General features: G+C 74.2%; 26 protein-coding genes and 1 pseudogene. 20 read left to right on the forward strand and 7 right to left on the reverse strand.

What is annotated here, in order from left to right:
* Window positions 1-47: 47 nt before the first annotated feature.
* The gene (locus ABZ641_RS08660) at window positions 48-785 is read left to right on the forward strand and encodes a hypothetical protein (protein ID WP_344623982.1); all 738 of its coding nucleotides are present in this window, start codon (window positions 48-50) and stop codon (window positions 783-785) included.
* A gap of 11 nt (window positions 786-796) precedes the next feature.
* Here the strand turns inward: ABZ641_RS08660 and ybaK are convergent, their stop codons facing one another.
* From ybaK to ABZ641_RS08675, 3 genes are read right to left on the reverse strand one after another with little or no spacing between them, the layout of a single operon-like run.
* Complete coding sequence (gene ybaK / locus ABZ641_RS08665) at window positions 797-1,291, reverse strand: Cys-tRNA(Pro) deacylase (protein ID WP_359980185.1); 495 nt, start codon at window positions 1,289-1,291, stop codon at window positions 797-799.
* Window positions 1,292-1,343: 52 nt separating this feature from the next.
* Window positions 1,344-2,072 carry an LON peptidase substrate-binding domain-containing protein gene (locus ABZ641_RS08670; protein WP_344623984.1) on the reverse strand — a complete coding sequence of 243 codons (729 nt, stop codon included), beginning with the start codon at window positions 2,070-2,072 and terminating at the stop codon, window positions 1,344-1,346.
* Window positions 2,073-2,132: 60 nt separating this feature from the next.
* Entirely contained in the window at window positions 2,133-3,713 is a 1,581-nt protein-coding gene (locus ABZ641_RS08675; RefSeq protein ID WP_359980188.1) for an oxidoreductase, read from the reverse strand.
* Between the two features lie 93 nt (window positions 3,714-3,806).
* Here ABZ641_RS08675 and hisD point away from each other — a divergent pair, with 93 nt between their 5' ends.
* Genes hisD through hisF form a run of 8 tightly spaced genes read left to right on the forward strand, consistent with a single transcriptional unit; the run spans window position 3,807 to window position 9,564 of the window.
* Entirely contained in the window at window positions 3,807-5,114 is a 1,308-nt protein-coding gene (hisD, locus tag ABZ641_RS08680) for a histidinol dehydrogenase (protein WP_344623986.1), read from the forward strand.
* Window positions 5,111-6,208, forward strand: coding sequence for a histidinol-phosphate transaminase (locus tag ABZ641_RS08685; RefSeq protein WP_344623987.1), 1,098 nt, complete (start codon window positions 5,111-5,113; stop codon window positions 6,206-6,208). The genes hisD and ABZ641_RS08685 overlap by 4 nt, the downstream gene beginning before the upstream one ends.
* A 6-nt stretch (window positions 6,209-6,214) precedes the next feature.
* Window positions 6,215-6,808, forward strand: a complete 594-nt coding sequence (gene hisB, locus ABZ641_RS08690; RefSeq protein WP_030262644.1) for an imidazoleglycerol-phosphate dehydratase HisB — start codon at window positions 6,215-6,217, stop codon at window positions 6,806-6,808.
* Entirely contained in the window at window positions 6,805-6,957 is a 153-nt protein-coding gene (locus tag ABZ641_RS08695) for a hypothetical protein (RefSeq protein WP_030262641.1), read from the forward strand. The genes hisB and ABZ641_RS08695 overlap by 4 nt, the downstream gene beginning before the upstream one ends.
* A 30-nt stretch (window positions 6,958-6,987) precedes the next feature.
* Window positions 6,988-7,623, forward strand: a complete 636-nt coding sequence (hisH, locus tag ABZ641_RS08700) for an imidazole glycerol phosphate synthase subunit HisH (RefSeq protein WP_344623988.1) — start codon at window positions 6,988-6,990, stop codon at window positions 7,621-7,623.
* Between the two features lie 17 nt (window positions 7,624-7,640).
* The gene (gene priA / locus ABZ641_RS08705) at window positions 7,641-8,366 is read left to right on the forward strand and encodes a bifunctional 1-(5-phosphoribosyl)-5-((5-phosphoribosylamino)methylideneamino)imidazole-4-carboxamide isomerase/phosphoribosylanthranilate isomerase PriA (RefSeq protein WP_263105862.1); all 726 of its coding nucleotides are present in this window, start codon (window positions 7,641-7,643) and stop codon (window positions 8,364-8,366) included.
* Window positions 8,363-8,797: a RidA family protein gene (locus ABZ641_RS08710; RefSeq protein WP_344623989.1), complete on the forward strand. Its 435-nt coding sequence runs from the start codon at window positions 8,363-8,365 to the stop codon at window positions 8,795-8,797. The genes priA and ABZ641_RS08710 overlap by 4 nt, the downstream gene beginning before the upstream one ends.
* Entirely contained in the window at window positions 8,794-9,564 is a 771-nt protein-coding gene (gene hisF, locus ABZ641_RS08715) for an imidazole glycerol phosphate synthase subunit HisF (RefSeq protein WP_344623990.1), read from the forward strand. The genes ABZ641_RS08710 and hisF overlap by 4 nt, the downstream gene beginning before the upstream one ends.
* 66 nt (window positions 9,565-9,630) lie before the next feature.
* On the opposite strand, the gene ABZ641_RS08720 is transcribed toward hisF, so the two are convergent.
* Together ABZ641_RS08720 and ABZ641_RS08725 are read right to left on the reverse strand one after the other, a co-directional pair.
* The gene (locus ABZ641_RS08720) at window positions 9,631-10,410 is read right to left on the reverse strand and encodes a VOC family protein (protein WP_344623991.1); all 780 of its coding nucleotides are present in this window, start codon (window positions 10,408-10,410) and stop codon (window positions 9,631-9,633) included.
* Window positions 10,411-10,546: 136 nt separating this feature from the next.
* The gene (locus ABZ641_RS08725) at window positions 10,547-11,194 is read right to left on the reverse strand and encodes a TIGR03085 family metal-binding protein (protein ID WP_359980195.1); all 648 of its coding nucleotides are present in this window, start codon (window positions 11,192-11,194) and stop codon (window positions 10,547-10,549) included.
* Window positions 11,195-11,326: 132 nt separating this feature from the next.
* Here ABZ641_RS08725 and ABZ641_RS08730 point away from each other — a divergent pair, with 132 nt between their 5' ends.
* A complete protein-coding gene (locus ABZ641_RS08730; RefSeq protein ID WP_344623993.1) occupies window positions 11,327-12,019 on the forward strand; it encodes an ester cyclase in 693 nt (230 codons plus the stop codon).
* A gap of 192 nt (window positions 12,020-12,211) precedes the next feature.
* On the opposite strand, the gene ABZ641_RS08735 is transcribed toward ABZ641_RS08730, so the two are convergent.
* Both ABZ641_RS08735 and ABZ641_RS08740 read right to left on the reverse strand, forming a co-directional pair.
* Window positions 12,212-12,730, reverse strand: coding sequence for a hypothetical protein (locus tag ABZ641_RS08735; protein WP_359980198.1), 519 nt, complete (start codon window positions 12,728-12,730; stop codon window positions 12,212-12,214).
* 65 nt (window positions 12,731-12,795) lie between these two features.
* Window positions 12,796-13,110: an MTH1187 family thiamine-binding protein gene (locus ABZ641_RS08740; RefSeq protein WP_359980201.1), complete on the reverse strand. Its 315-nt coding sequence runs from the start codon at window positions 13,108-13,110 to the stop codon at window positions 12,796-12,798.
* 122 nt (window positions 13,111-13,232) lie between these two features.
* Between ABZ641_RS08740 and ABZ641_RS08745 the strand changes: the two genes are divergently transcribed.
* The 10 genes and pseudogenes from ABZ641_RS08745 to trpA all read left to right on the forward strand — a co-directional run bounded on the left by ABZ641_RS08745 (window position 13,233) and on the right by trpA (window position 21,349).
* Window positions 13,233-13,712, forward strand: a complete 480-nt coding sequence (locus tag ABZ641_RS08745; RefSeq protein WP_344623996.1) for a hypothetical protein — start codon at window positions 13,233-13,235, stop codon at window positions 13,710-13,712.
* A 102-nt stretch (window positions 13,713-13,814) separates the two neighbouring features.
* Complete coding sequence (gene hisI / locus ABZ641_RS08750; protein WP_344623997.1) at window positions 13,815-14,186, forward strand: phosphoribosyl-AMP cyclohydrolase; 372 nt, start codon at window positions 13,815-13,817, stop codon at window positions 14,184-14,186.
* Between the two features lie 82 nt (window positions 14,187-14,268).
* The gene (locus tag ABZ641_RS08755) at window positions 14,269-15,786 is read left to right on the forward strand and encodes an anthranilate synthase component I (protein WP_359980205.1); all 1,518 of its coding nucleotides are present in this window, start codon (window positions 14,269-14,271) and stop codon (window positions 15,784-15,786) included.
* Between the two features lie 66 nt (window positions 15,787-15,852).
* Window positions 15,853-16,350 (forward strand): annotated as a pseudogene (locus ABZ641_RS08760) (Uma2 family endonuclease); the annotation flags it as partial.
* Between the two features lie 106 nt (window positions 16,351-16,456).
* The gene (locus ABZ641_RS08765; protein WP_344623999.1) at window positions 16,457-17,053 is read left to right on the forward strand and encodes a TIGR02234 family membrane protein; all 597 of its coding nucleotides are present in this window, start codon (window positions 16,457-16,459) and stop codon (window positions 17,051-17,053) included.
* 111 nt (window positions 17,054-17,164) lie between these two features.
* Window positions 17,165-17,422, forward strand: a complete 258-nt coding sequence (locus ABZ641_RS08770) for an HGxxPAAW family protein (protein ID WP_344624000.1) — start codon at window positions 17,165-17,167, stop codon at window positions 17,420-17,422.
* 137 nt (window positions 17,423-17,559) lie between these two features.
* Complete coding sequence (locus ABZ641_RS08775) at window positions 17,560-17,991, forward strand: DUF2752 domain-containing protein (RefSeq protein ID WP_344624001.1); 432 nt, start codon at window positions 17,560-17,562, stop codon at window positions 17,989-17,991.
* A gap of 283 nt (window positions 17,992-18,274) precedes the next feature.
* The gene (trpC, locus tag ABZ641_RS08780) at window positions 18,275-19,081 is read left to right on the forward strand and encodes an indole-3-glycerol phosphate synthase TrpC (RefSeq protein ID WP_030262585.1); all 807 of its coding nucleotides are present in this window, start codon (window positions 18,275-18,277) and stop codon (window positions 19,079-19,081) included.
* 208 nt (window positions 19,082-19,289) lie between these two features.
* Window positions 19,290-20,537 carry a tryptophan synthase subunit beta gene (trpB, locus tag ABZ641_RS08785; protein ID WP_359980210.1) on the forward strand — a complete coding sequence of 416 codons (1,248 nt, stop codon included), beginning with the start codon at window positions 19,290-19,292 and terminating at the stop codon, window positions 20,535-20,537.
* Between the two features lie 2 nt (window positions 20,538-20,539).
* A complete protein-coding gene (trpA, locus tag ABZ641_RS08790; protein ID WP_344624003.1) occupies window positions 20,540-21,349 on the forward strand; it encodes a tryptophan synthase subunit alpha in 810 nt (269 codons plus the stop codon).
* Window positions 21,350-21,356 lie beyond the last annotated feature (7 nt).

The raw sequence follows: 21,356 nt of genomic DNA on the forward strand, positions 1-21,356 counted from the left end.
GCCGCCCGCCCCGACCGGACCGGGGCCGGTCGTGAAACGATGACCGGGTGACCGCACCGAACACACCGACGGGCCCGGGCGCCGACCCGTACGCCCCGCACGACCCGTTCGCACCGCCGCCGGCGCCGGTCGGCCCGAAGCGGCCGAAGCGCGCCCTGCTGCCGGAGGTGCGGATCGGTGTGCTGATCGCGGCCGGCGGCGCGCTGCTCGGTGTGGTGCTCGGGCTGCTCTGGCTGTGGCTGGCGCCCCGGGTCGGCCTGGTCGTCAAGGGCGACCAGCTGCTGTACGCGGACCCGGAGGGCGAGCAGCGGGCCGGTGCCGACAGCGTCTTCGCGCTGCTCGGCCTCGGCGCGGGCCTGGTCACCGCGCTGACCGCCTTCCTGTTCACCCGCGGCCGGGGCGGCGGTGTCGCGGTCGCGGCGGGCCTCGCGGTCGGCGGCCTGGCCGGTTCGGTGATCGGCTGGCAGCTGGGCATGAAGCTCGGTCCCGCCTCCGACCTGGTCGCGCACGCCCGGCAGGTCGGCGACGGCGGCCGGTTCAGCGCCCCGCTGGAGCTCGGTGCGCACGGCGCGCTGCTGGTCTGGCCGATGACGGCCATGGTGCTGCTGCTGGTGCTGTCCGCCGCCTTCGGCAAGCGCGAGGAGGACCCGCCGCCGTACTGGGCCTGGCCCCACCCGGAGGCCGGTCACCCGGAGGCAGGTCACCCCGAGGCAGATCACGCGTCCGACGGTCACGCCCACGGGGGCCGCGCCGCGGGCGGCCCGGAGCACCCGCACGCCGGCTGACCCCCGGGGGTTCAGCGGCCGATCGGTGCCGTCCGGGCGCCGGTCAGCGAGACCAGGTCGGCGGGGGCGAGTTCGACCTCCAGGCCACGGCGGCCGGCCGAGACGAAGACCGTGGGATGGCCGAGCGCGCTGTCGTCCAGCACGGTGCGCAGCGGCCGCCGCTGCCCGAGCGGAGAGATGCCGCCCAGCACGTAGCCGCTGCTGCGCTCGGCCGCCGCCGGGTCGGCCATCGCCGCCCGCTTGCCGCCCACCGCGGCGGCGAGCGCCTTCAGGTCGAGTTGCCCGGAGACCGGGACGATGCCCACGGTCAGCGTGCCGTCCACGTCGGCGACCAGCGTCTTGAAGACCCGGCCGGCCGGGATGCCGAGCACCTCGGCGGCCTCGCCGCCGTAGGACGCCGCGGCCGGGTCGTGGTCGTAGGCGTGCACGGTGTACGCCACGCCCGCGGCCTCCAGCGCGACCGTGGCGGGCGTGCCCTGGCCGCCCTTCTTCGTCTTCTTCGCCATCGGCGGCCCTTCTCGGGGTGCGGTCGGGTGCGGTCGGGGGTGCCGGCCGGCGTCAGTTGGGGCTGAAGGCCTGGCGGGTGAGGTCCGCGGCGGGCAGCGACGGCAGCCAGGCCAGCAGGGCGGTCTCCCGGCGCAGCAGCTCCAGCTCGGCGGTGAGCCGCTGGGCGGTGTCCGGGCAGGCCAGCAGCTCCTGCTTGACGGGGGCGGGCAGCACGGTGGCCGCCGCGACCAGGTAGGAGAGCGCCTGCGGGTCGAGCGGCAGCTCGATGTCGCCGGCCAGGGTGGCCTCCTTCGCGCCCGCGAGGCGCTTGCGGTACTCGTGGAAGGCCCGCTCCACCACCGCGCCGAGCGCCCCGGAGCCCTGGCCGGACGGCTCGTCCAGCGGCCGGGTCTCGGCGACGAGGTAGGGGCCGCTCGCGTCGACGGACTCCACGGTGAACCGGGTGGTGCCGGTGACCAGCAGCTCGTACCGGCCGTCGGCGCGGCTCCGCACGGAGGTGACGTCCGCGACGCAGCCGACCCGGTACAGCGCCTCCCGCGGGTCGCCGGTGACCGTGCCGAGCCCGTCGAGCGGCCCGGCCGGGCCCTCGGTCTCGCGGACGGGCGCGACCTCGCGGCCGTCCCTGATGGCGACCACGCCGAAGCGGCGCGGTTCGTCCTCGGGTAGTGCCTGCAGGTCGGCGACGAGTCGGCGGTAGCGCTCCTCGAAGACGTGCAGGGGCATCACCAGGCCCGGGTAGAGGACCGTGTTGAGCGGGAAGAGCGGCAGCCGTTCTGTCACGGCGCACAGCGTAGTTGCCGCGGGCCCCGGCGACCTCGCCCTTTTGCCGCAGAGCCGGCCTCAGCCGCGCTGCAGCAGCCGGGTCGCGCCGGTGACGGCGGTGGTCGCCAGGATCCAGCCGGTCAGCACCAGGCCGGCGGCCACCCACTGGCCCTGCCGGTCCGGGTTCCAGCCGCCCTGCCCGAGGTCGACCACCGGCAGCAGCCTGCCGAGCGTGTACAGCGCGGCGTCCCAGGTGGGCACCTCGTCGGCCTTCAGCGGCTGCGGCGGGTGCTCGGCGAAGTACGCGGTGCCGAGCAGCCAGGCCAGCAGCAGCCACAGCGCGGCCCGGCCGGGCCGGTAGCCGTAGCCGACGGTGACGTCCTGCAGCAGCCCCCACAGCCGTGCGTGGACCGGCAGGGCGGCGCGGCGGCGGCGCTGCTTGGCGTACAGCACCTCGCGGGCGTCCTCGTCCCGGCCGTCCCGGCGCAGCGCCGAGGCGAGCTGTTCGTACGGCTCCGGCTGGTACTCGCCGAGCGAGTTCTCCAGCCAGGCGATCCGCTCGGCGACGCCGAACGGCTCCGCGGGCCGCAGCGACTCGTAGGTGAAGCCGGTGAGCCGCACCAGGCCGGCGCCGGGCCAGGACCGCGGGGCGTCGACCAGGTTGCCGACCTGGGCCCGGGAGAGCGACACCGTGCCGTCGGGGGCCTTCTTGCAGGCGAATCGCAGCTCGGGCGTCCGGATCCGGCGCAGCGACAGCTCCTGCCCCTCGGAGAGGTGGAACTCGGCCTCGTGGATCAGGCAGGCCTGCTCGAAGCGGGCGTCGACCAGCCGTACCCCGCCCCAGGCACGGAACGGGGTGACGGCGGCCCCGGGCTCGTGCGGCGGCCCGTAGCCGTAGGCGTACTCGCTGGGCGAGGTCGTCCAGCGGTTGTCGGCCGAGCCGGTCAGGTACAGCGTGTTGCCGACGCTGGTGCGGGCCAGGTTCAGGCAGTTGCGGCCGGGGACGGGCATCCGCAGCTGGGCGCCGCGCAGCGAGAGCCGGCCGCCGATCCGGCCGGTGCGGATGCCGAACTCGCCGTGCACCTCGATCCGCTCGGCCTCCAGGTCCTGGTGGACGGTGAGCCCGTCCGCGGAGAGCGCCCGGTGGTGCGGGTCGGCGCCGAGGACGGCCTGGTTGAGCAGCAGGTCGGTGCCGATCCGGGCGTCGGTGAGCCGGATGCCCTGCGGCACCACGCAGCGCGCCAGGTGCACGTCGCCGTCGGCGGCGAGCCGGGAGGCGTCCAGCCGCGGTATCAGGCAGCCGATCAGCCGGATCGTGCCGGCCCGGGCCTCGGAGAGCAGCACCCGGGTGTCGAAGCGGCAGCCGTGCAGCTCGATGTAGTGGGTGAGGGACGCGCCGGCGAGTAACAGCGGCCCGGCGACGTACGCGCCGTTGAGCTTCAGCGCCGCGACCCGCCCGGGTGCGGGTGCGGGGCCGGAGAGCAGCAGCCGGGCGAGCACCTCGGCGCGGACGGTCCGCTCCGCGCCCCAGTCGCCGGAGCCCGCCGGGTCGTCGTCCTCGGCCTTGCCGGCGCGCAGATCGAGCACCTCGCCGTGCCGGAACGCGTCCCACAGGCGCTGCTCCGTGTCCGTCCAGCCGTCCGGTGCCCCGTCCGCCATCGTCCCCCCTGGTGATCTCCGGCCGTCTCGGCCTTCGTATCACGGACTGAAATGCGCGGCCGCCGTTTCCGGCCACTCCTTACACTGGGCCCTGTGATCTCTCGAATCGACCTGCGCGGCTCCGTCTCGGACCCGCGCGACCTGCTGCCCCGTGCCGAGTTCGACGTCGAGGCCGCCCTGGAGACGGTGCGGCCGATCTGCGAGGACGTACGCCATCGCGGGGTCGCGGCGCTGATCGAGATCACCGAGCGCTTCGACGGCGTGAAGCTGGAGTCCACCCGGGTGCCCGAGGAGCGGATCACCGCCGCCCTGGAGAGCCTCGACCCGAAGGTGCGCGCCGCACTGGAGGAGTCGATCCGCCGCGCCCGCCTCGTCCACCGCGAGCAGCGCCGCACCGACCACACCACCGAGGTGGTTCCGGGCGGCTCGGTCACCGAGCGCTGGGTGCCGGTCGACCGGGTCGGCCTGTACGTGCCGGGCGGCCTCGCGGTCTACCCGTCCTCCGTGGTGATGAACGTGGTGCCCGCGCAGGAGGCCGGCGTGCCCGGCATCGCGGTCTCCTCCCCGCCGCAGAAGGAGTTCGGGGGGTCCGTCCACCCGACGATCCTGGCCGCCTGCGCCCTGCTCGGCGTCACCGAGGTCTACGCGGCCGGCGGCGCCCAGGCGGTCGCCATGTTCGCCTACGGCACCGAGGAGTGCCGCCCGGTCAACCTGGTCACCGGCCCCGGCAACATCTACGTCGCCGCCGCCAAGCGCCTGCTCAAGGGCCGGATCGGCATCGACGCCGAGGCCGGGCCGACCGAGATCGCGATCCTCGCCGACGACTCCGCCTCGCCGCGGGACGTCGCCGCCGACCTGATCAGCCAGGCCGAGCACGACCCGATGGCCGCCTCCGTGCTGGTCACCGACTCGCCGGAGCTCGCCGCCGCGGTCGAGGCCGAGCTGGAGACCCAGGTCGCCAACACCAAGCACCGCGAGCGGGTCACCACCGCGCTCGCCGGCCGGCAGTCCGGCATCGTCCTGGTCGACGACCTGGAGCAGGGCCTGGAGGTGGTCAACGCCTACGCCGCGGAGCACCTGGAGATCCAGACCCGGGACGCCCGCGCCGTCGCTGGCCGGATCCGCAACGCGGGCGCCGTGTTCATCGGCCCGTACGCGCCCGTCTCGCTCGGCGACTACGCGGCCGGCTCCAACCACGTGCTGCCCACCGGCGGCTGCGCCTGCCACTCCTCGGGCCTGTCCGTGCAGTCCTTCCTGCGTGGCATCCACGTCGTGGACTACTCCCGCGAGGCGCTGGCCGACGTCGCCGCGCACGTGGTCAACCTGGCCGAGGCCGAGGACCTGCCCGGCCACGGCGACGCCATCCGCGCCCGCTTCGACTGGACGGTGCCGAACTCTTGAGGATCGACGACCTCCCCATCCGCGACGAACTGCGCGGACAGTCCCCGTACGGTGCCCCCCAGCTCGACGTACCCGTCCAGCTGAACACCAACGAGAACCCGTACCCGCTGCCCGAGCCGCTGGTCGCCCGGATCGCCGAGCGGGTCGCCGAGGCCGCCCGGCACCTCAACCGCTACCCGGACCGGGACGCCGTCGAGCTGCGCGAGGGCCTCGCCGGCTACCTCACCCGCACCACCGGCCACGCCGTCACCCGGCAGCAGGTCTGGGCGGCGAACGGCTCCAACGAGGTCCTCCAGCAGCTGCTGCAGACCTTCGGCGGCCCCGGCCGCACCGCGCTCGGCTTCGAGCCCTCGTACTCGATGCACGCGCTGATCTCCCGCGGCACCGGCACCGGCTGGATCTCCGGTCCGCGCAACGAGGACTTCACGATCGACCTCGACGCCGCCCGCGCCGCGATCGCCGAGCACCGGCCGCACGTGGTGTTCATCTGCTCGCCGAACAACCCGACCGGCACCGCCGTCGCCGCCGACACCGTCCTCGCCCTGTACGAGGCCGCGCAGGCCGCCCGGCCGAGCCTGGTGGTCGTCGACGAGGCGTACGTCGAGTTCTCGCACCGCGAGTCGCTGCTGCCGCTGATCGAGGGCCGCCCGAACCTGGTGGTCTCCCGCACCATGTCGAAGGCGTTCGGCGCGGCGGGCCTGCGGCTCGGCTACCTCGCCGCCGACCCGGCCGTGGTCGACGCCGTCCAGCTCGTCCGGCTGCCGTACCACCTGTCCGCCGTCACCCAGGCCACCGCGCTGGCCTGCCTGGAGCACACCGACACCCTGCTGGGCTACGTCGCGCAGCTCAAGGCCGAACGGGACCGCCTGGTCGACGCCCTGCGCGGGCTCGGCCTGGAGGTCACCGACTCCGACGCCAACTTCGTCCAGTTCGGCCGCTTCGCCGACACCCACGCCGTGTGGCAGGCGATCCTCGACCACGGCGTGCTCGTCCGCGACAACGGCGTCCCCGGGTGGCTGCGGGTCACCGCCGGCACCCCCGCCGAGAACGACGCCTTCCTGGACGCCGTCCGACTTGTGATCAAGGAGCTGTAACCCCGAATGTCCCGTATCGGCCGCGTCGAACGCACCACCAAGGAGACTTCGGTCCTCGTCGAGATCGACCTCGACGGCACCGGGAAGACCGAGATCTCGACGGGCGTCGGGTTCTACGACCACATGCTCGACCAGCTCGGCCGCCACGGCCTCTTCGACCTCACGGTCAAGACCGACGGCGACCTGCACATCGACACCCACCACACCATCGAGGACACCGCCCTCGCGCTCGGCGCCGCCTTCAAGCAGGCGCTCGGCGACAAGGTGGGCATCTACCGCTTCGGCAACTGCACCGTCCCGCTGGACGAGTCGCTCGCCCAGGTCACCGTCGACCTCTCCGGCCGCCCGTACCTGGTGCACACCGAGCCGGAGACCATGGCGCCGATGATCGGCACCTACGACACCACCATGACCCGGCACATCCTGGAGTCCTTCGTGGCGCAGGCGCAGATAGCGCTGCACGTCCACGTGCCGTACGGGCGCAACGCCCACCACATCGTCGAGTGCCAGTTCAAGGCGCTCGCCCGCGCGCTGCGCTACGCCTCCGAGCGCGACCCGCGCGCGGCCGGAATCCTCCCCTCGACCAAGGGCGCACTGTGAGCAAGTCCGCGATCGCACTGATCTTCGTCGGCCTCTTCCTGACCGGCGGCGTGATCTCGTTCTGGAAGCAGAAGCTGCCCAAGGGCGTCGTCGCGGTGCTCGCGATCGGCGCCGTCCTGTGCCTGGCCGCCGGCGCCATGCGCCTGTAGCCGGCCTCGAGAGACTGGATCCCCACCCCCATGGCCAAGAACGTCGTCGTCCTCGACTACGGCTCCGGCAACCTCCGCTCCGCCCAGCGCGCCGTCGAGCGCACCGGCGCGAACGTCACCGTCACCTCGGACTTCCAGACCGCCCTGGACGCCGACGGGCTGCTCGTCCCCGGCGTCGGTGCCTTCGAGGCCTGCATGCGCGGCCTCAAGGCCGTCCGCGGCGAGCAGATCATCGGCCGCCGCCTGGCCGGCGGCCGCCCCGTCCTCGGCATCTGCGTCGGCATGCAGATCCTGTTCGCCCGCGGCGTCGAGCACGGCGTCGAGACGGAGGGCTGCGACGAGTGGCCCGGCACCGTCGAACCGCTGGACGCCCCGATCGTCCCGCACATGGGCTGGAACACCGTCGACGCCCCGGAGGGCAGCCGGATGTTCGCCGGCCTCGACGACGACACCCGCTTCTACTTCGTCCACTCCTACGGCGTCCGCCGGTGGGAACTGGAGGTCCACAGCGCCCGGCTGCACGCCCCGCTGGTCACCTGGGCCACCCACGGCCACCCCTTCGTCGCCGCCGTGGAGAACGGCCCGCTCTGGGCCACCCAGTTCCACCCCGAGAAGTCCGGCGACGCCGGCGCCGCCCTGCTGACCAACTGGGTCTCCACCCTCTGAAGCCGAAGGTCGAACACATGAGCCGCCTCGAACTGCTCCCCGCCGTCGACGTCCGCGACGGCCAGGCCGTCCGCCTGGTCAAGGGCGCCTCCGGCACCGAGACCTCCTTCGGCGAGCCCCTCGCCGCCGCCCTGGCCTGGCAGAACGCCGGCGCCGAGTGGCTGCACCTGGTCGACCTCGACGCCGCCTTCGGCACCGGCAGCAACCGCGCCCTGCTCGCCGAGGTCACCGGCCGCCTCGACATCAAGGTCGAGCTGTCCGGCGGCATCCGCGACGACGAGTCGCTCGCCGCCGCCCTCGCCACCGGCTGCACCCGGGTCAACCTCGGCACCGCCGCCCTGGAGGCCCCCGAGTGGGTCGCCAAGGTCATCGCCGAGCACGGCGACAAGATCGCCGTCGGCCTGGACGTCGTCGGCACCACCCTGCGCGGCCGCGGCTGGACCCGCGACGGCGGCGACCTCTACGAGGTCCTCGCCCGCCTCGACTCCGAGGGCTGCGCCCGCTACGTCGTCACCGACGTCAACCGCGACGGCACCCTCACCGGCCCCAACCTGGAGCTGCTGCGCAACGTCTGCGCCGCCACCGACAAGCCCGTGGTCGCCTCCGGCGGCGTCTCCTCGCTGGACGACCTGCGCGCCATCGCCACCCTCACCGGCGAGGGTGTCGAGGGCGCGATTGTGGGCAAGGCCCTCTACGAGCAGAAGTTCACCCTCGAAGAGGCTCTGGAGGCGGTGTCCCGATGACCGAGGTCCCGGCCGCGAAACGCCCGCAGCGTGTGTCCGGATTCTCCCCCTGGGAGGACCAGTTCGGCTACTCCCGGGCGGTCGCGGTCGGGGACACCGTCCTCGTGGCCGGCACCACCGCGTTCGAGGGCGGAATGGTCCAGCACGAGGGCGACCCGTACACCCAGACCCTCGCGGCGTTCGAGGTCGCCTTCAAGGCCCTCGCGGAGTTCGGACTCTCCGTGGACGACGTCGTCCGCACCCGGATGTTCATCACCCACATCCGGGACTGCGACGAGGTCGGCCGGGCGCACAAGAAGCTCTTCGACGCGATCCGCCCGGTGGCGACCATGGTCGTCGTCCAGGGCCTGATCGACTCCCGGATGATGGTCGAGGTCGAGGTCGAGGCCCACCGTCCCGGACTCGCAACCTCCTTGGAAGGCAAGCAGTGAGCCTCGCAGTACGTGTCATCCCCTGTCTGGACGTCGACGCCGGACGGGTCGTCAAGGGCGTCAACTTCCAGAACCTGCGCGACGCCGGCGACCCGGTGGAACTCGCCAAGGCCTATGACGCCCAGGGCGCCGACGAGTTGACCTTCCTGGACATCACGGCCTCCTCCGGTGACCGGGAGACCACCTACGACGTGGTGCGCCGTACCGCCGAGCAGGTCTTCATCCCGCTCACCGTCGGCGGCGGCGTCCGCACCGCCGACGACGTCGACAAGCTGCTGCGGGCCGGCGCGGACAAGGTCGGCGTCAACACCGCCGCGATCGCCCGCCCCGAGCTGATCCGCGAGATCGCCGAGCGCTTCGGCCGCCAGGTGCTCGTCCTCTCGGTGGACGCCCGGCGCGCCCCCGAAGGCACCGTGACGCCCTCCGGGTTCGAGGTCACCACCCACGGCGGCCGCCGCGGCACCGGCCTCGACGCCGTCGAATGGGCCGTCCGCGCCGCCGAGTTGGGCGCCGGCGAGATCCTGCTCAACTCGATGGACGCCGACGGCACCAAGGACGGCTACGACCTGGAGATGATCCGCGCCGTCCGCAAGAACGTGGCCGTCCCGGTCATCGCCTCCGGCGGCGCCGGCAAGCTCGCCGACTTCGCCCCGGCCGTCGACGCCGGCGCCGACGCGGTGCTCGCCGCCTCCGTCTTCCACTTCGGCGACCTGACCATCGGCCAGGTCAAGGACGCCCTGCGGGAGTCCGGCCACCCCGTCCGCTGAACCCTTCCTCCGGGGCCGGACGCGCCGCCGTCGGCGCACCAGGCCCCGGAGGACGCCGGCCCGGTGCTACGGCATCTCGCTCTTGATGATCGCGAAGACCGCGCCGTGCGGGTCCGTCGCCCAGCCCAGCCGACCGACGCCCGGCACGTCCATGCCCGGCATCACCACCCGGCCGCCCGCGTGCTCCGCCCGGCCGAGCACCGCGTCCACCTCGGTGACCTCGAAGTAGGGCACCCAGCGCACCGGCTCGTCGGGGCTCTGCAGCGGCGCGACACCGCCGAACGACGTCTCCCGCTCGGTGCCGCCCTCCGCCGTGGAGTACACCGTGTACGCCATCCCCGGCATCTCCACCGTCTCCGTGCGCCAGCCGAACAGCGCCTGGTAGAACGCCGTCGCCGCGGCCGGGTCCGCGGTGTGCAGCTCAGCCCAGCAGAAGGTGTTGGCCTCGGTGACGGCGTCCAGGCCCTGCGTCTCGCCCGGCTGCCAGATCGCGAACTGCACACCCGCCGGGTCGGACAGCTGCGCCATCCGCCCGTCGGACATCACGTCGAACGGCTCGGCGCGGACGGTGCCGCCGTGCTGCTCGGCCGCCTTCGCCGTGGCGTCCGCGTCCGGCGTGCGGAAGTACAGCGTCCACGCCGGGGACGAGCCCTCCTCCGTCAGCGGGCCGACGGCCGCGACCGTCCTGCCCGCCTGCTGGAAGAAGCCGTAGTTGCCGGCCTCCTCGCCCAGCGACTGGAACGTCCAGCCGAAGACCGTGCCGTAGAACGCGGCGGTCGCGGGGATGTCCGGGCTCCCGAGGTCGAGCCAACAGGGAGAGCCCGTCCGGAACTCCGTGGTGAGCATCGTGGTGCGCCCCTTCGAGGGTGGTGGCCGGGCCGCTCCGCCGGGCGCGGAGACGCTTCGCCGCGGCCACCAGTCAGTGTGACCGGCGCCACTGACAATCGCGCGACGCTCACCGAACCGGCCACGTCGCCGCAGGTCAGCGCGGTCCCGGCAGCGGAAGCACGCGTCGCAGTGCGGCCACCGCGGTCTCCGCCCCGCGCACCGACAGCGAGGTGCGCGCCCCGCGCCCGAACGCGAAGAGCACCAGCTCGCCCGGCTCGCCGGTCAGGTGCACCGTCGGCCCCGTCCGGTGCGCCACCGTGCAGCTCCGCCCGTCCGGCCGCTCCAGCACCAGCCGCACCGGGGTCCTGCGCCCCGCCTCCAGCCGGGCCAGCATCGGCAGCCGCTGCCACAGCGCGTCCGCCAGCGGCGCCGCGACCTCCTCCTGCCGCCAGCCCTCGCCCGCCCGCCGGACGTCCTCCGCGTGCACGAAGTACTCGACCACGTTGGCCGCCTCGTCCGCGCCCGGCAGCGCGAACGGCGACAGCGCCGGCGGGCCCGACCGGAACAGGCCGACCAGCTCCTCGTACGGGCGCCGGGCGTAGCCGCGCTGCACCCGCTCCGTCCACCCCGCCAGCGGGCCGATCCTGATCCCCGCCGCCGCGTCCGGCCGCCGCTCCCGGAGCACCAGGTGCGCCGCCAGGTCCGCGGTCGTCCACCCCGCACAGAGCGTCGGCGCCTGCGGCCCGGCCGCCGCCAGCAGGTCCGCCAGCCGCTCCCGTTCCCCCCGCGCATGCTTCGTCATGCCCACCACCCTAGGCGGCGGCCCCGGCGCGCCTTGCCCGCGGGGCGGACCCGGAGGATCGTAAGAAATCCGAGGGTGCGGCGGTCGGCGGACGATCTATGGCCAAGGGGCGGAGCCACCCGGAGGTGCATCATGACGTTCGTCCAGCTCATCGAGTGCAGGACCGACAAGGTCGACGACCTGAACCGGCTGATGGACAGCTGGATCGAGCAGACCCGCGGCCGCCGCACGGCCACCCACTCGATGGTCGGCGCCGACCGCTCGGACGCCCGGCACGTCGTCGAGATCGTCGAGTTCCCGTCCTACGAGGAGGCGATGCGGAACTCGAAACTCCCCGAGACCGACCGGATCTTCCACGAGATGGTCGCGCTCTGCGACGAGCCGCCCACCTTCACCGACCTCGACATCGTCCGCGACGACCAGCTCAACAAGGCCGCCGTCCGACAGCTGATGCAGCGAATGTCCGCCGGCGACCTCAGCGTCTTCGACGAACTCCTCACCGAGGACTACCACGACCACGACATCGCCGACGAGACGGACGCGATGGGGCGCGAGGCCATCCGGGAGAAGTGCGCCGGCTACCTCGAAGCCTTCGACATGAACTTCACCATCGACAGCCAGATGGCCGACGGCGACCGGGTCGCCACCATGTGGAGCTTCAGCGGCATGCACAAGGGCGACTTCATGGGCCTGCCCGCCACCAACAAGCGGGTCGAGATGACCGGCATGACCGTCTTCCGCTTCCGGGACGGGATGGCCTGTGAGGGCTGGTGGAACTGGGACAACATGTCGATGATGCGCCAGCTCGGCCTCGTCCGGATGTGAGGCCGGCTCCCAGGGGCAGCACCCCAGGGGGCAGCACCCCCGAGGGGCGCGGGGAACTGCGCGGTCCGGGGGGTGGTGAGGCCGTGGTTCGGGCCGGCCCGAATCGCTGCTCGGGCCACCCCGGACCGCGCAGTTCCCCCCGGCCTTCGGCCGGGAGGCGCCCCCACGCGCCCCTGATGTCGACGCTCCCCGTCAGTGCAGATGGCCCGTCAGTTTGGGGCCGTGCTGGCGGTTGCTGATCGTCATCGTGCAGGTCGCGTCCCGCATGCCCTGCTTGTAGTACTGCAGGTACGGCCCCAGCGGGAAGCCGTAGTACGGCCCGCCGCCGCCCTGCCGCTGCTGCCGCTCGGCGAGCGGCGCCGCGCACAGCTCCCGCATCGCCCGCCCGATCTGCACGTCGCTGGTGAGCCCCTCGGGGAGCAGGACGTCGGCGATCGCCTCGCCGTCGTGCTGCTGCTCGCAGGGCCGCTCCTCGGCGCGCGTGATCACCTCGCTGAGCTGCGGGTGGTCGAAGCACGTCCCGGGGGTGAACCACGGGTACGGCAGGTTCTTCACGGGGCTCGGCGACGGGCTGGGCGGGGCGCTGCTCGGGGCGGGCGGGGGAGGGGCGGCCCGGTGGCCGCCGTCCGGCCACAGCACCACCGCCAGCACGACCGCCAGCACCACTGCGGCGGCCACCGCCACGGCGGCCCGCCTGCGCCCCTGCTCCACCCCGACCCCCCTCGGCTCTCCGCCCATTCTGGCCCGCCACCGGGCCGGCCGTCAGCGGATCACCGCTACTCGCCGCCGCCTTCCTCCAGCGCCGCGAGGTGCCGCTCCACGCTCTCGACCTTGGCGGTCAGTCCGCCGCTCACCCCGACCCGGTCGTCGATCTTGATCACGGTGCTGACCCGGTTGGTGTAGGCCTTCACCGCCTCGATCGCCGCCCGGACCACCGGCATCACCTCGTCCCACTCGCCCTCGATGCTGGTGAACATCGCGTCCGTCCGGTTGGGCAGCCCGCTGTCGCGGACCACCTTCACGGCCGCGGCCACCGCTTCGCCGACGTCCTCGCCCACGCCCAGCGGCGTGACGGAGAAGGCCACGATCATCCCGTCCTCGGTTCCCGGCCCGTGTCGGGCCCGTCGTCTGCTGCTCCGGCATCGGTCGCGGCCGGCCCGGCGGCGATGGGTACGCTGGGGGCGGCACGACCCGTACAAGGGGTCAACTTCTCATGCGAGTCGGAATCATCGGGCACGAACGCCTCTCGGACCTGACCGAGATGCTCGTCCGGGGCGAACTCTGGCAACTCGTCACCGCGCACGGCGCCTACGACCTGGTCGGCGTCGGCCGGCTGCGGCCCGGGCCGGACACCTGGTTCGCGCAGTCCGTCCTCGACCACGGCGGACGGATCGAGGTGGTGCTGTCAGCGGCGGAGGCCAGGGCGGGCGCCTTCACGGGGGAGGGCTGCCGCGACACCCGCCGCGGACTGCTGAACGCGGCGAACGCCGTGCACCGGCTGGCCGCGGCCGGGGCCGGCGGACCCGGTGAGGACACCGGCCCGGCGCTGGTCGGCATGGTGGACGAGCTGATCGCAGTCTGGGACGGCCGTCCCGGCAGCGAACCGGCCCGGGTGGTGGCGCAGGCGCAGCGGGCGGGCCTGGACGTCAGGGTGGTCTGGCCGGAGGGCTGTGAGAGCCCCGGCGCCGGCTGACCGCCCGCGGGCCGGCGCCCGGAGGGACCGCAGGGCGACGACTCCTGACCACTCCCCGAACACCGATCACCGTGCCGGGCGGGAGCTGCGAGAATGGTCCGCATGTCCACCACTCCCGCAGCCCCCGGCAGCACCGCCCTGGACGCCGCCGTCGCCGCCCGGCTCAAGCGCACCGCCGACGGCCTGCTCCCCGCCATCGCACAGCAGTACGACACCGGCGAGGTGCTGATGCTGGGTTGGATGGACGACGAGGCGCTGCACCGCACCCTGACGACCGGCCGCTGCACCTACTGGAGCCGCAGCCGCAACGAGTACTGGGTGAAGGGCGACACCTCCGGCCACGTCCAGCGGGTGGTCTCCGTCGCGCTGGACTGCGACGGCGACACCCTGCTGGTGAAGGTCGACCAGACCGGCGCCGCCTGCCACACGGGCGACCGCACCTGCTTCGACGCCGACGTCCTGCCCGTCGCCTAGCCCCTCCCGGCCCCCGGCGTTCCCGGCGCCCGCACGACCAGTCAGCAGCCCGCCCCTCCTCCTCCGAACGGTGCCCGCTCCCATGGATCTCGAGGTCTTCCGCAAGCTCGCCGCCGACACCCGGGTCATCCCCGTCACCCGCAGGCTCCTCGCGGACGGCCTCACCCCGATCGGGCTGTACCGCAGCCTCGCCGGCGAGCGGCCCGGCACCTTCCTGCTGGAGTCCGCCGAGCAGGGCCGGAGCTGGTCCCGGTACTCCTTCGTCGGCGTCCGCAGCGCCGCCACCCTCACCGCCGGCCCGGACGGCAACGCCCGCTGGCACGGCACCCCGCCGGTCGGCATCCCCACCGCCGGCGACCCGCTGGAGGTGCTGCGCGCCGCCCTCGCCGCCCTGCACACCCCGCGGCACACCGACGACGGCCTGCCGCCGCTCACCGGCGGCATGGTCGGCTACCTCGGCTACGACGTCGTCCGCCGGCTGGAGAAGCTGCCGAACCTCACCCCGGACGACCTGAAGCTCCCCGAGCTCACCCTGCTGCTCGCCACCGACCTCGCCGTCCTCGACCACGTCGACGGCACCGTGCTGCTGATCGCGAACGCGGTCAACCACAACGACCTGGCGAGCGGCGTGGACGAGGCGTACGCCGACGCGGTCGCCCGCCTCGACGCCATGGAGGCCGACCTCCTGAAGCCGGTCGACCCGGGCCTGGCCACCTTCACCCCGACCGCCGCCGAGGCGCACTCGCCGTTCGGCGGCGCGCCGTACCGGGCGGCCGTCGAGACGATCAAGGAGCGGATCCGGGCCGGCGAGGCCTTCCAGGTGGTGCCCTCGCAGCGCTTCGAGGCGCCCTGCCCGGCCTCCGCGCTCGACGTGTACCGGGTGCTGCGCACCACCAACCCCAGCCCCTACATGTACCTCTTCCGCTTCCCCGGGCCGGACGGCACCGCCGAGGGCGGCTTCGACGTGGTCGGCTCCAGCCCGGAGGCACTGGTCAAGGTCAGCGGCGGCGAGGCGATGGTGCACCCGATCGCCGGCACCCGGCACCGCGGCGCCACCCCGCACGAGGACGCCGAGCTCGCCGCCGAGCTGCTCGCCGACCCCAAGGAGCGCGCCGAACACCTGATGCTGGTCGACCTCGGCCGCAACGACCTCGGCCGGGTCTGCGAGCCGGGCAGCGTCGAGGTCGTCGACTTCATGTCGGTCGAGCGCTACAGCCACGTCATGCACATCGTCTCCACCGTCACCGGCCGGGTCGCCGAGGGACGGACGGCCTTCGACGTGCTCACCGCCTGCTTCCCCGCCGGCACCCTCTCCGGCGCCCCCAAGCCGCGCGCCATGCAGATCATCGAGGAGCTGGAGCCCACCCGCCGCGGCCTGTACGGCGGCTGCGTCGGCTACCTGGACTTCGCCGGCGACTCGGACACCGCGATCGCGATCCGCACCGCCGTGCTCCGCGACGGCACCGCCTACGTGCAGGCCGGCGCCGGCGTGGTCGCGGACTCCGACCCGCACTCCGAGGACACCGAGTGCCGCAACAAGGCGGCCGCCGTGCTGCGCGCCGTGGCCACCGCCAACACCCTGCGACCGCCGGTATCGTGAGGTGGTCGATCCCGCGGAGGGAGGCACCGCCATGACCGCCACCGCCATGACCGTGCCCGCCGCGTCCGCGCCGACCGGGCCGCGGACGGGAGGGCCGTCGTGAGCCCCCGCGGTGCGGCCCGCCGGGCGATCGTCCTCGACGCCGCCCGGCAGGTCGAGGACCAGCTGGCGGGCCGCGGCCGCGCCGTCCCCGACGCGGCACTGGACCTCCCCGCCGCCCGCCCCGGCCGCGCCCCCGACCTGGTGGTGGTCGCCGACGGCGCGCGGCCCGACGGCCGCGGCCACTGGGCCTGGCCGGACCTCGAAGCGGTGCTGGAGGTCGTCCCGGCGGCGGGCCCGCACGGCGGCCTCGTCGAACGGCTGCGCCGGTACGCCGGGCACGGCGTCCCGCTGTACGTGGTGGTCGACCCGGCCGAGGGCGTCTGCACCGTGCACTCCGACCCGCAGCCCGCCGGCGCCTACCACCTGGCCGAGCGGGTGCCGTTCGGCGAGGACCTGCCCGTGCAGCTGCCCGGGCGGACACTGGTCGTCGCCACCGGCGGCTTCCCCCGCGAACCGGCGTAGGGCGTGTCCCCACGCGCCCCCGAACCGGCCGTCCGAGCGGCCCCCTGAGCCCCCGTACCGGGACCCGGGCGTCCGGCCCGTGCGGGCCGTCGGCGACACTGGTCGGGTGAGTTCTCCCGCACCGAAGACCGACCGCCGCTCGCTCGTCCTGATGCTGCTGCTGACCGCGGTCGGCGCCCTGCTCGTCCTGACCTCCGTCGGCCGGACCTGGGCCGAGGGCGTGGTCGCCGGGACGGCGGGCGGCCGCCTGGCGGTCAGCGCCACCGGCTCCCGGCTGACCGGTCTGCCCACCGGGCTCGCCCTGACCGGGCTGGCCGCGGCCGTCGCGGTCTTCGCCGTGCGCGGCGCCGCCCGGACGGCGGTCGGCGTGCTCGCCGTGCTGGCCGGTCTCGGCGTGGTCGCCGGTGCGGTGATCGGCGTCACCGACACCGCCGGGCTGGACGCCGAGGCCGCCGGGCGCCTCGCGCTGGCCGGCGCCCAGGCCGAGCAGATCAGCCGGACCCTCTGGCCCTGGGTGGCCGCCGCCGGCGGTGTGCTGCTGGCCCTCGCCGGGCTGCTGACCGTCCGCTCCGGCCGCGGCTGGCCGGCGATGGGCGCCCGCTACGAGGCCCCGACCGCGAAGGCGGCCGCCAGGCCGCGGCCCACCGACCGGTCCGCGGAGCTGTGGAAGGCCCTCGACCGTGGCGAAGATCCCACCGACTGACCCGGGGCCCGCCTTGGGGACGGGCGTGAGGGCCCGGCACAATGGAAGGGTCAACCCGTCGAGCGCCCCGAGGTGCCCGGCCGGGATCCGGAGAACAAGGAGCACCAGCAGATGTCGGCAGCAGCGCACGGCCACACTCCCGCCGCCTGGACCGGCGTGACCATCGCTTTCATCGGTTTCACGGTCAGCGGCGTCGCCATGATCATCCCCAACGTGCTGCTCGTCGTGGTCGGCCTGGTGATCGTGGTGGCCGCCGGCGTGGTCGGCAAGGCGATGTCGATGGCCGGCATGGGCAAGCAGCCCAGCACCAACTTCGCTCCCGCCGCCGTCCCGGCCGCCGAGGAGCGCACCCCGGTCAGCGCCGCCTGACACCTGCGCCACACCTGCGCCGCAGCGCCGCGCCCCCGGTCACCCGTCGTGACCGGGGGCGCGCGCACGTCCGGCACGCCACGGTCGCCGCGCGGCCCTGCGCCGGCCGCGGCGGCCGGGGGAGGAGAATCGGCGGCGTGAACGCTCCCGTCCTCCCCGTGCCGCTCGGCCGCCGGCTGGCCCGCCCGCTGGCTGCGCTGGTGGCCGTCGGGCTGCCCACCGCGTACGTCGCCGCCGTCGACCCCAATGCGCCGGGCCACTACCCGACCTGCCCGGTGCTGCAGGCCACCGGCTGGTTCTGCCCGGGCTGCGGCGGCCTGCGCTGCGTGCACGCGCTGACCCACGGCGACCTGAACGCGGCCGGCCACGACAACCTGCTGGTCATGGTGCTGGCCGTGGCCGCCGCGGTGTTCTGGCTCCGCTGGCTGTGGTCCGCCGTCACCGGCGGCGCACCGCCGAGGTTCGTCGTCACCCTTCCGCAGACGGTGCTGCTGGCCGTGGCACTGGTGGTCTTCACCGTGCTGCGCAACCTGCCCGCGGGCGCCGGCCTGGCACCGCCACTGGTCTGACCTGGCCGTCCCGTGCTGTCGGCGCCGTCCGGCCCGCCCGCCGTCCGGCGCCGCCCGCCCGCCGCCGTGCGGTCCGCTCCGCGAGACGCGCGCCGGGCGGATGCGCCTTGCGCCCCCGGCGCCCGATACCATCGAAGGGCCAACGGGGGCGCGTCTGCACACCATTCTCACCGGTTCGTGCGAAACGCCCCCCGAGGTTTTTGACCGCACAGCCAGGCCGGGCGGGTCCGGAGTCCTCCGCACCTCCCGGCACCCAGCCATAAGACGACATGGGGGCGCTCGCGTGAGTGTGCTCGACGAGATCATCGACGGGGTCCGTGAGGACCTCGCCGAGCGACAGGCCCAGGTGTCCCTGGACGAGCTCAAGGAGCTCGCCGCCAAGGCGCCGGTGGCCAAGGACGGCGTGGCCGCGCTGCGCGGCGACGGCGTCCGGGTGATCTGCGAGGTCAAGCGCTCCAGCCCCTCCAAGGGCGCACTGGCGGCCATCGCCGATCCCGCCGCCCTGGCGCTGGACTACGCGGCCGGCGGCGCCGCCGCGATCAGCGTGCTGACCGAGCAGCGCCGCTTCGGCGGCTCCCTCGCGGACCTCGACGCGGTCCGTGCCGCGGTCGACACCCCGGTGCTCCGCAAGGACTTCATCGTCACCGCGTACCAGCTGTGGGAGGCCCGCGCGCACGGCGCCGACCTCGCGCTGCTGATCGTCGCGGCCCTGGACCAGCCGGCCCTGGTCTCGCTCGTCGAGCGGGCCGAGTCGATCGGGCTCACCCCGCTGGTCGAGGTGCACGACGAGGAGGAGATCGCCCGCGCGGTGGACGCCGGAGCGAAGATCATCGGTGTGAACGCCCGCAACCTCAAGACCCTCGAGGTGGACCGCAACACCTTCGGCAACGTGGTCGACGCGATCCCGGCCGGGATCGTCAAGGTCGCCGAGTCCGGTGTCCGCGGCCCGCTCGACGTCATCCAGTACGCCAACCTCGGCGCCGACGCGGTGCTGGTCGGCGAGTCCCTGGTGACCGGCAGGGACCCGAAGGCCGCGGTGGCCGACCTGGTCGCCGCCGGCGCCCACCCGGCCCTCCGCCACAAGGGCTGACCGCTGCCGTGAAACTCGCCTCCCGCCTCGCCCCCGGTTGCCGCCCCCGCGGCTGCCGCGCGCCCGCACGCCGGGTGCTGGGGCGGCGGGTGCGCTACGTGATCGGCTGCGAGCCCGGCCAGGTGCCGGGCCGTCGATGGCGCAGGACGCACGGCCGCTGAGCGGCCGTTCCTCCTGTCATCCCATCGACCCAGAAGGACGCTTCACCATGTCCGAGAAGGACTACCTGCCGGGCGCCCACGTCCCGGACGCGCGCGGCTACTTCGGCGCCTACGGCGGCCGTTTCATCCCGGAGGCGCTGGTCGCCGCCGTCGAGCAGGTCGCCGAGGAGTACGAGAAGGCCAAGACCGACCCGGCCTTCGCCGCCGAGCTCGACGCGCTGCTCAAGGACTACACCGGCCGGCCCAGCCCGCTGACCGACGTCCGGCGGTTCTCCGCCGAGGCCGGCGGCGCGCGCATCCTGCTCAAGCGCGAGGACCTGAACCACACCGGCTCGCACAAGATCAACAACGTGCTGGGCCAGGCCCTGCTCACCCGGCGGATGGGCAAGACCCGGATCATCGCCGAGACCGGCGCCGGCCAGCACGGCGTGGCCACCGCCACCGCCTGCGCGCTGTTCGGCTTCGACTGCACCATCTACATGGGCGAGGTCGACACCCGGCGCCAGGCGCTGAACGTCGCCCGGATGCGGATGCTCGGCGCCGAGGTCGTCGCCGTGAAGTCCGGCAGCCGCACCCTCAAGGACGCCATCAACGAGGCGTTCCGCGACTGGGTCGCCAACGTCGACTCCACCCACTACCTGTTCGGCACCGTCGCCGGCCCGCACCCCTTCCCGATGATGGTCCGCGACTTCCACCGGGTGATCGGCGTCGAGGCCCGCGAGCAGGTCCTGGAGCGCACCGGCCGGCTGCCCGACGCGGTCGTCGCCTGCGTCGGCGGCGGCTCCAACGCGATGGGCATCTTCCACGAGTTCATCCCGGACGCCGGCGTCCGCCTGATCGGCTGCGAGGCGGCCGGCGAGGGCGCCGACACCCCGCGCCACGCCGCCACCCTCACCAAGGGCGACCCCGGCGTGCTGCACGGCTCGCGCACCTACGTCCTGCAGGACGAGGACGGCCAGACCATCGAGTCGCACTCCATCTCGGCCGGCCTGGACTACCCCGGCGTCGGCCCCGAGCACGCCTGGCTCAAGGACACCGGCCGCGCCGAGTACCGCCCGGTCACCGACGACGCCGCCATGCAGGCGCTGCGGCTGCTGTCCCGCACCGAGGGCATCATCCCGGCCATCGAGAGCGCCCACGCGCTGGCCGGCGCCCTGGAGCTCGGCCGCGAGCTCGGCCCGGAGGCGACGATCCTCGTCAGCCTCTCCGGCCGCGGCGACAAGGACATGCACACCGCAGCCGAGTACTTCGGCCTCTACGACCAGGCGACCACCGAGAGCGGCGAGGGCAACTGACCATGGCATCCAAGCTCAGCAGCGTCCTGGCCGCGGCCAAGGCGGAGGGCCGCGCCGCCCTGATCGGCTACCTGCCGGCCGGCTTCCCGACCGTCGACGGCGGCATCGCCGCGGTCGACGCCCTGATCGAGGGCGGCTGCGACGTCGTCGAGATCGGCCTGCCGCACTCCGACCCGGTGCTGGACGGCCCGACCATCCAGACCGCCGACGACATCGCGCTGCGCGGCGGCGTCCGGATCAAGGACGTGCTGCACACCGTCGCCGAGGTCGCGGCCGCCCACCCGGAGGCGGCCGTCCTGGTCATGACCTACTGGAACCCGGTCGACCGCTACGGCGTCGCCCGGTTCGCCGCCGACCTGGCGGCGGCCGGCGGAGCGGGCTGCATCCTGCCCGACCTGCCGGTCGAAGAGTCCGAGGAGTGGCGCAAGGCGGCGGGCGAACACGGTCTGGACACCGTGTTCGTGGTCGCTCCCAGCAGCAAGGACGCCCGCCTCGCCGAGGTCACCGCGGCCGGCTCCGGCTTCGTCTACGCCGCCGCGGTCATGGGCGTCACCGGTACCCGGGCCCAGGTCGGCAACCTCGCCGAGGACCTGGTCGCCCGCACCCGGGCCACCACCGACCTGCCGGTCTGCGTCGGCCTCGGCGTCTCCACCGCCGACCAGGCCGCCGAGGTCGCGGGCTTCGCCGACGGCGTGATCGTCGGTTCGGCCTTCGTCCAGCGCATCCTGGACGCCGACGGCGACACCGCCGCGGCGCTGGACGCCGTGCGGGCGCTCGCCGCCGACCTCGCGGCCGGAGTCCGCCGCCGGTAGCCGCACC

Origin of the sequence: Kitasatospora sp. NPDC007106, assembly GCF_040634455.1 — a bacterium.
GTDB lineage: Bacteria > Actinomycetota > Actinomycetes > Streptomycetales > Streptomycetaceae > Kitasatospora > Kitasatospora arboriphila.

Coding starts and splice junctions, on each gene's coding strand:
- ybaK (WP_359980185.1), bottom strand. CDS start 1,291: ATGGCGAAGAAGACGAAGAAGGGCGGCCAGGGCACGCCCGCCACGGTC.
- ABZ641_RS08675 (WP_359980188.1), bottom strand. CDS start 3,713: ATGGCGGACGGGGCACCGGACGGCTGGACGGACACGGAGCAGCGCCTG.
- hisB (WP_030262644.1), top strand. CDS start 6,215: ATGTCCCGTATCGGCCGCGTCGAACGCACCACCAAGGAGACTTCGGTC.
- hisH (WP_344623988.1), top strand. CDS start 6,988: ATGGCCAAGAACGTCGTCGTCCTCGACTACGGCTCCGGCAACCTCCGC.
- priA (WP_263105862.1), top strand. CDS start 7,641: ATGAGCCGCCTCGAACTGCTCCCCGCCGTCGACGTCCGCGACGGCCAG.
- ABZ641_RS08710 (WP_344623989.1), top strand. CDS start 8,363: ATGACCGAGGTCCCGGCCGCGAAACGCCCGCAGCGTGTGTCCGGATTC.
- ABZ641_RS08720 (WP_344623991.1), bottom strand. CDS start 10,410: ATGCTCACCACGGAGTTCCGGACGGGCTCTCCCTGTTGGCTCGACCTC.
- ABZ641_RS08725 (WP_359980195.1), bottom strand. CDS start 11,194: ATGACGAAGCATGCGCGGGGGGAACGGGAGCGGCTGGCGGACCTGCTG.
- ABZ641_RS08730 (WP_344623993.1), top strand. CDS start 11,327: ATGACGTTCGTCCAGCTCATCGAGTGCAGGACCGACAAGGTCGACGAC.
- ABZ641_RS08740 (WP_359980201.1), bottom strand. CDS start 13,110: ATGATCGTGGCCTTCTCCGTCACGCCGCTGGGCGTGGGCGAGGACGTC.
- ABZ641_RS08745 (WP_344623996.1), top strand. CDS start 13,233: ATGCGAGTCGGAATCATCGGGCACGAACGCCTCTCGGACCTGACCGAG.
- hisI (WP_344623997.1), top strand. CDS start 13,815: ATGTCCACCACTCCCGCAGCCCCCGGCAGCACCGCCCTGGACGCCGCC.
- ABZ641_RS08755 (WP_359980205.1), top strand. CDS start 14,269: ATGGATCTCGAGGTCTTCCGCAAGCTCGCCGCCGACACCCGGGTCATC.
- ABZ641_RS08770 (WP_344624000.1), top strand. CDS start 17,165: ATGTCGGCAGCAGCGCACGGCCACACTCCCGCCGCCTGGACCGGCGTG.
- trpB (WP_359980210.1), top strand. CDS start 19,290: ATGTCCGAGAAGGACTACCTGCCGGGCGCCCACGTCCCGGACGCGCGC.
- trpA (WP_344624003.1), top strand. CDS start 20,540: ATGGCATCCAAGCTCAGCAGCGTCCTGGCCGCGGCCAAGGCGGAGGGC.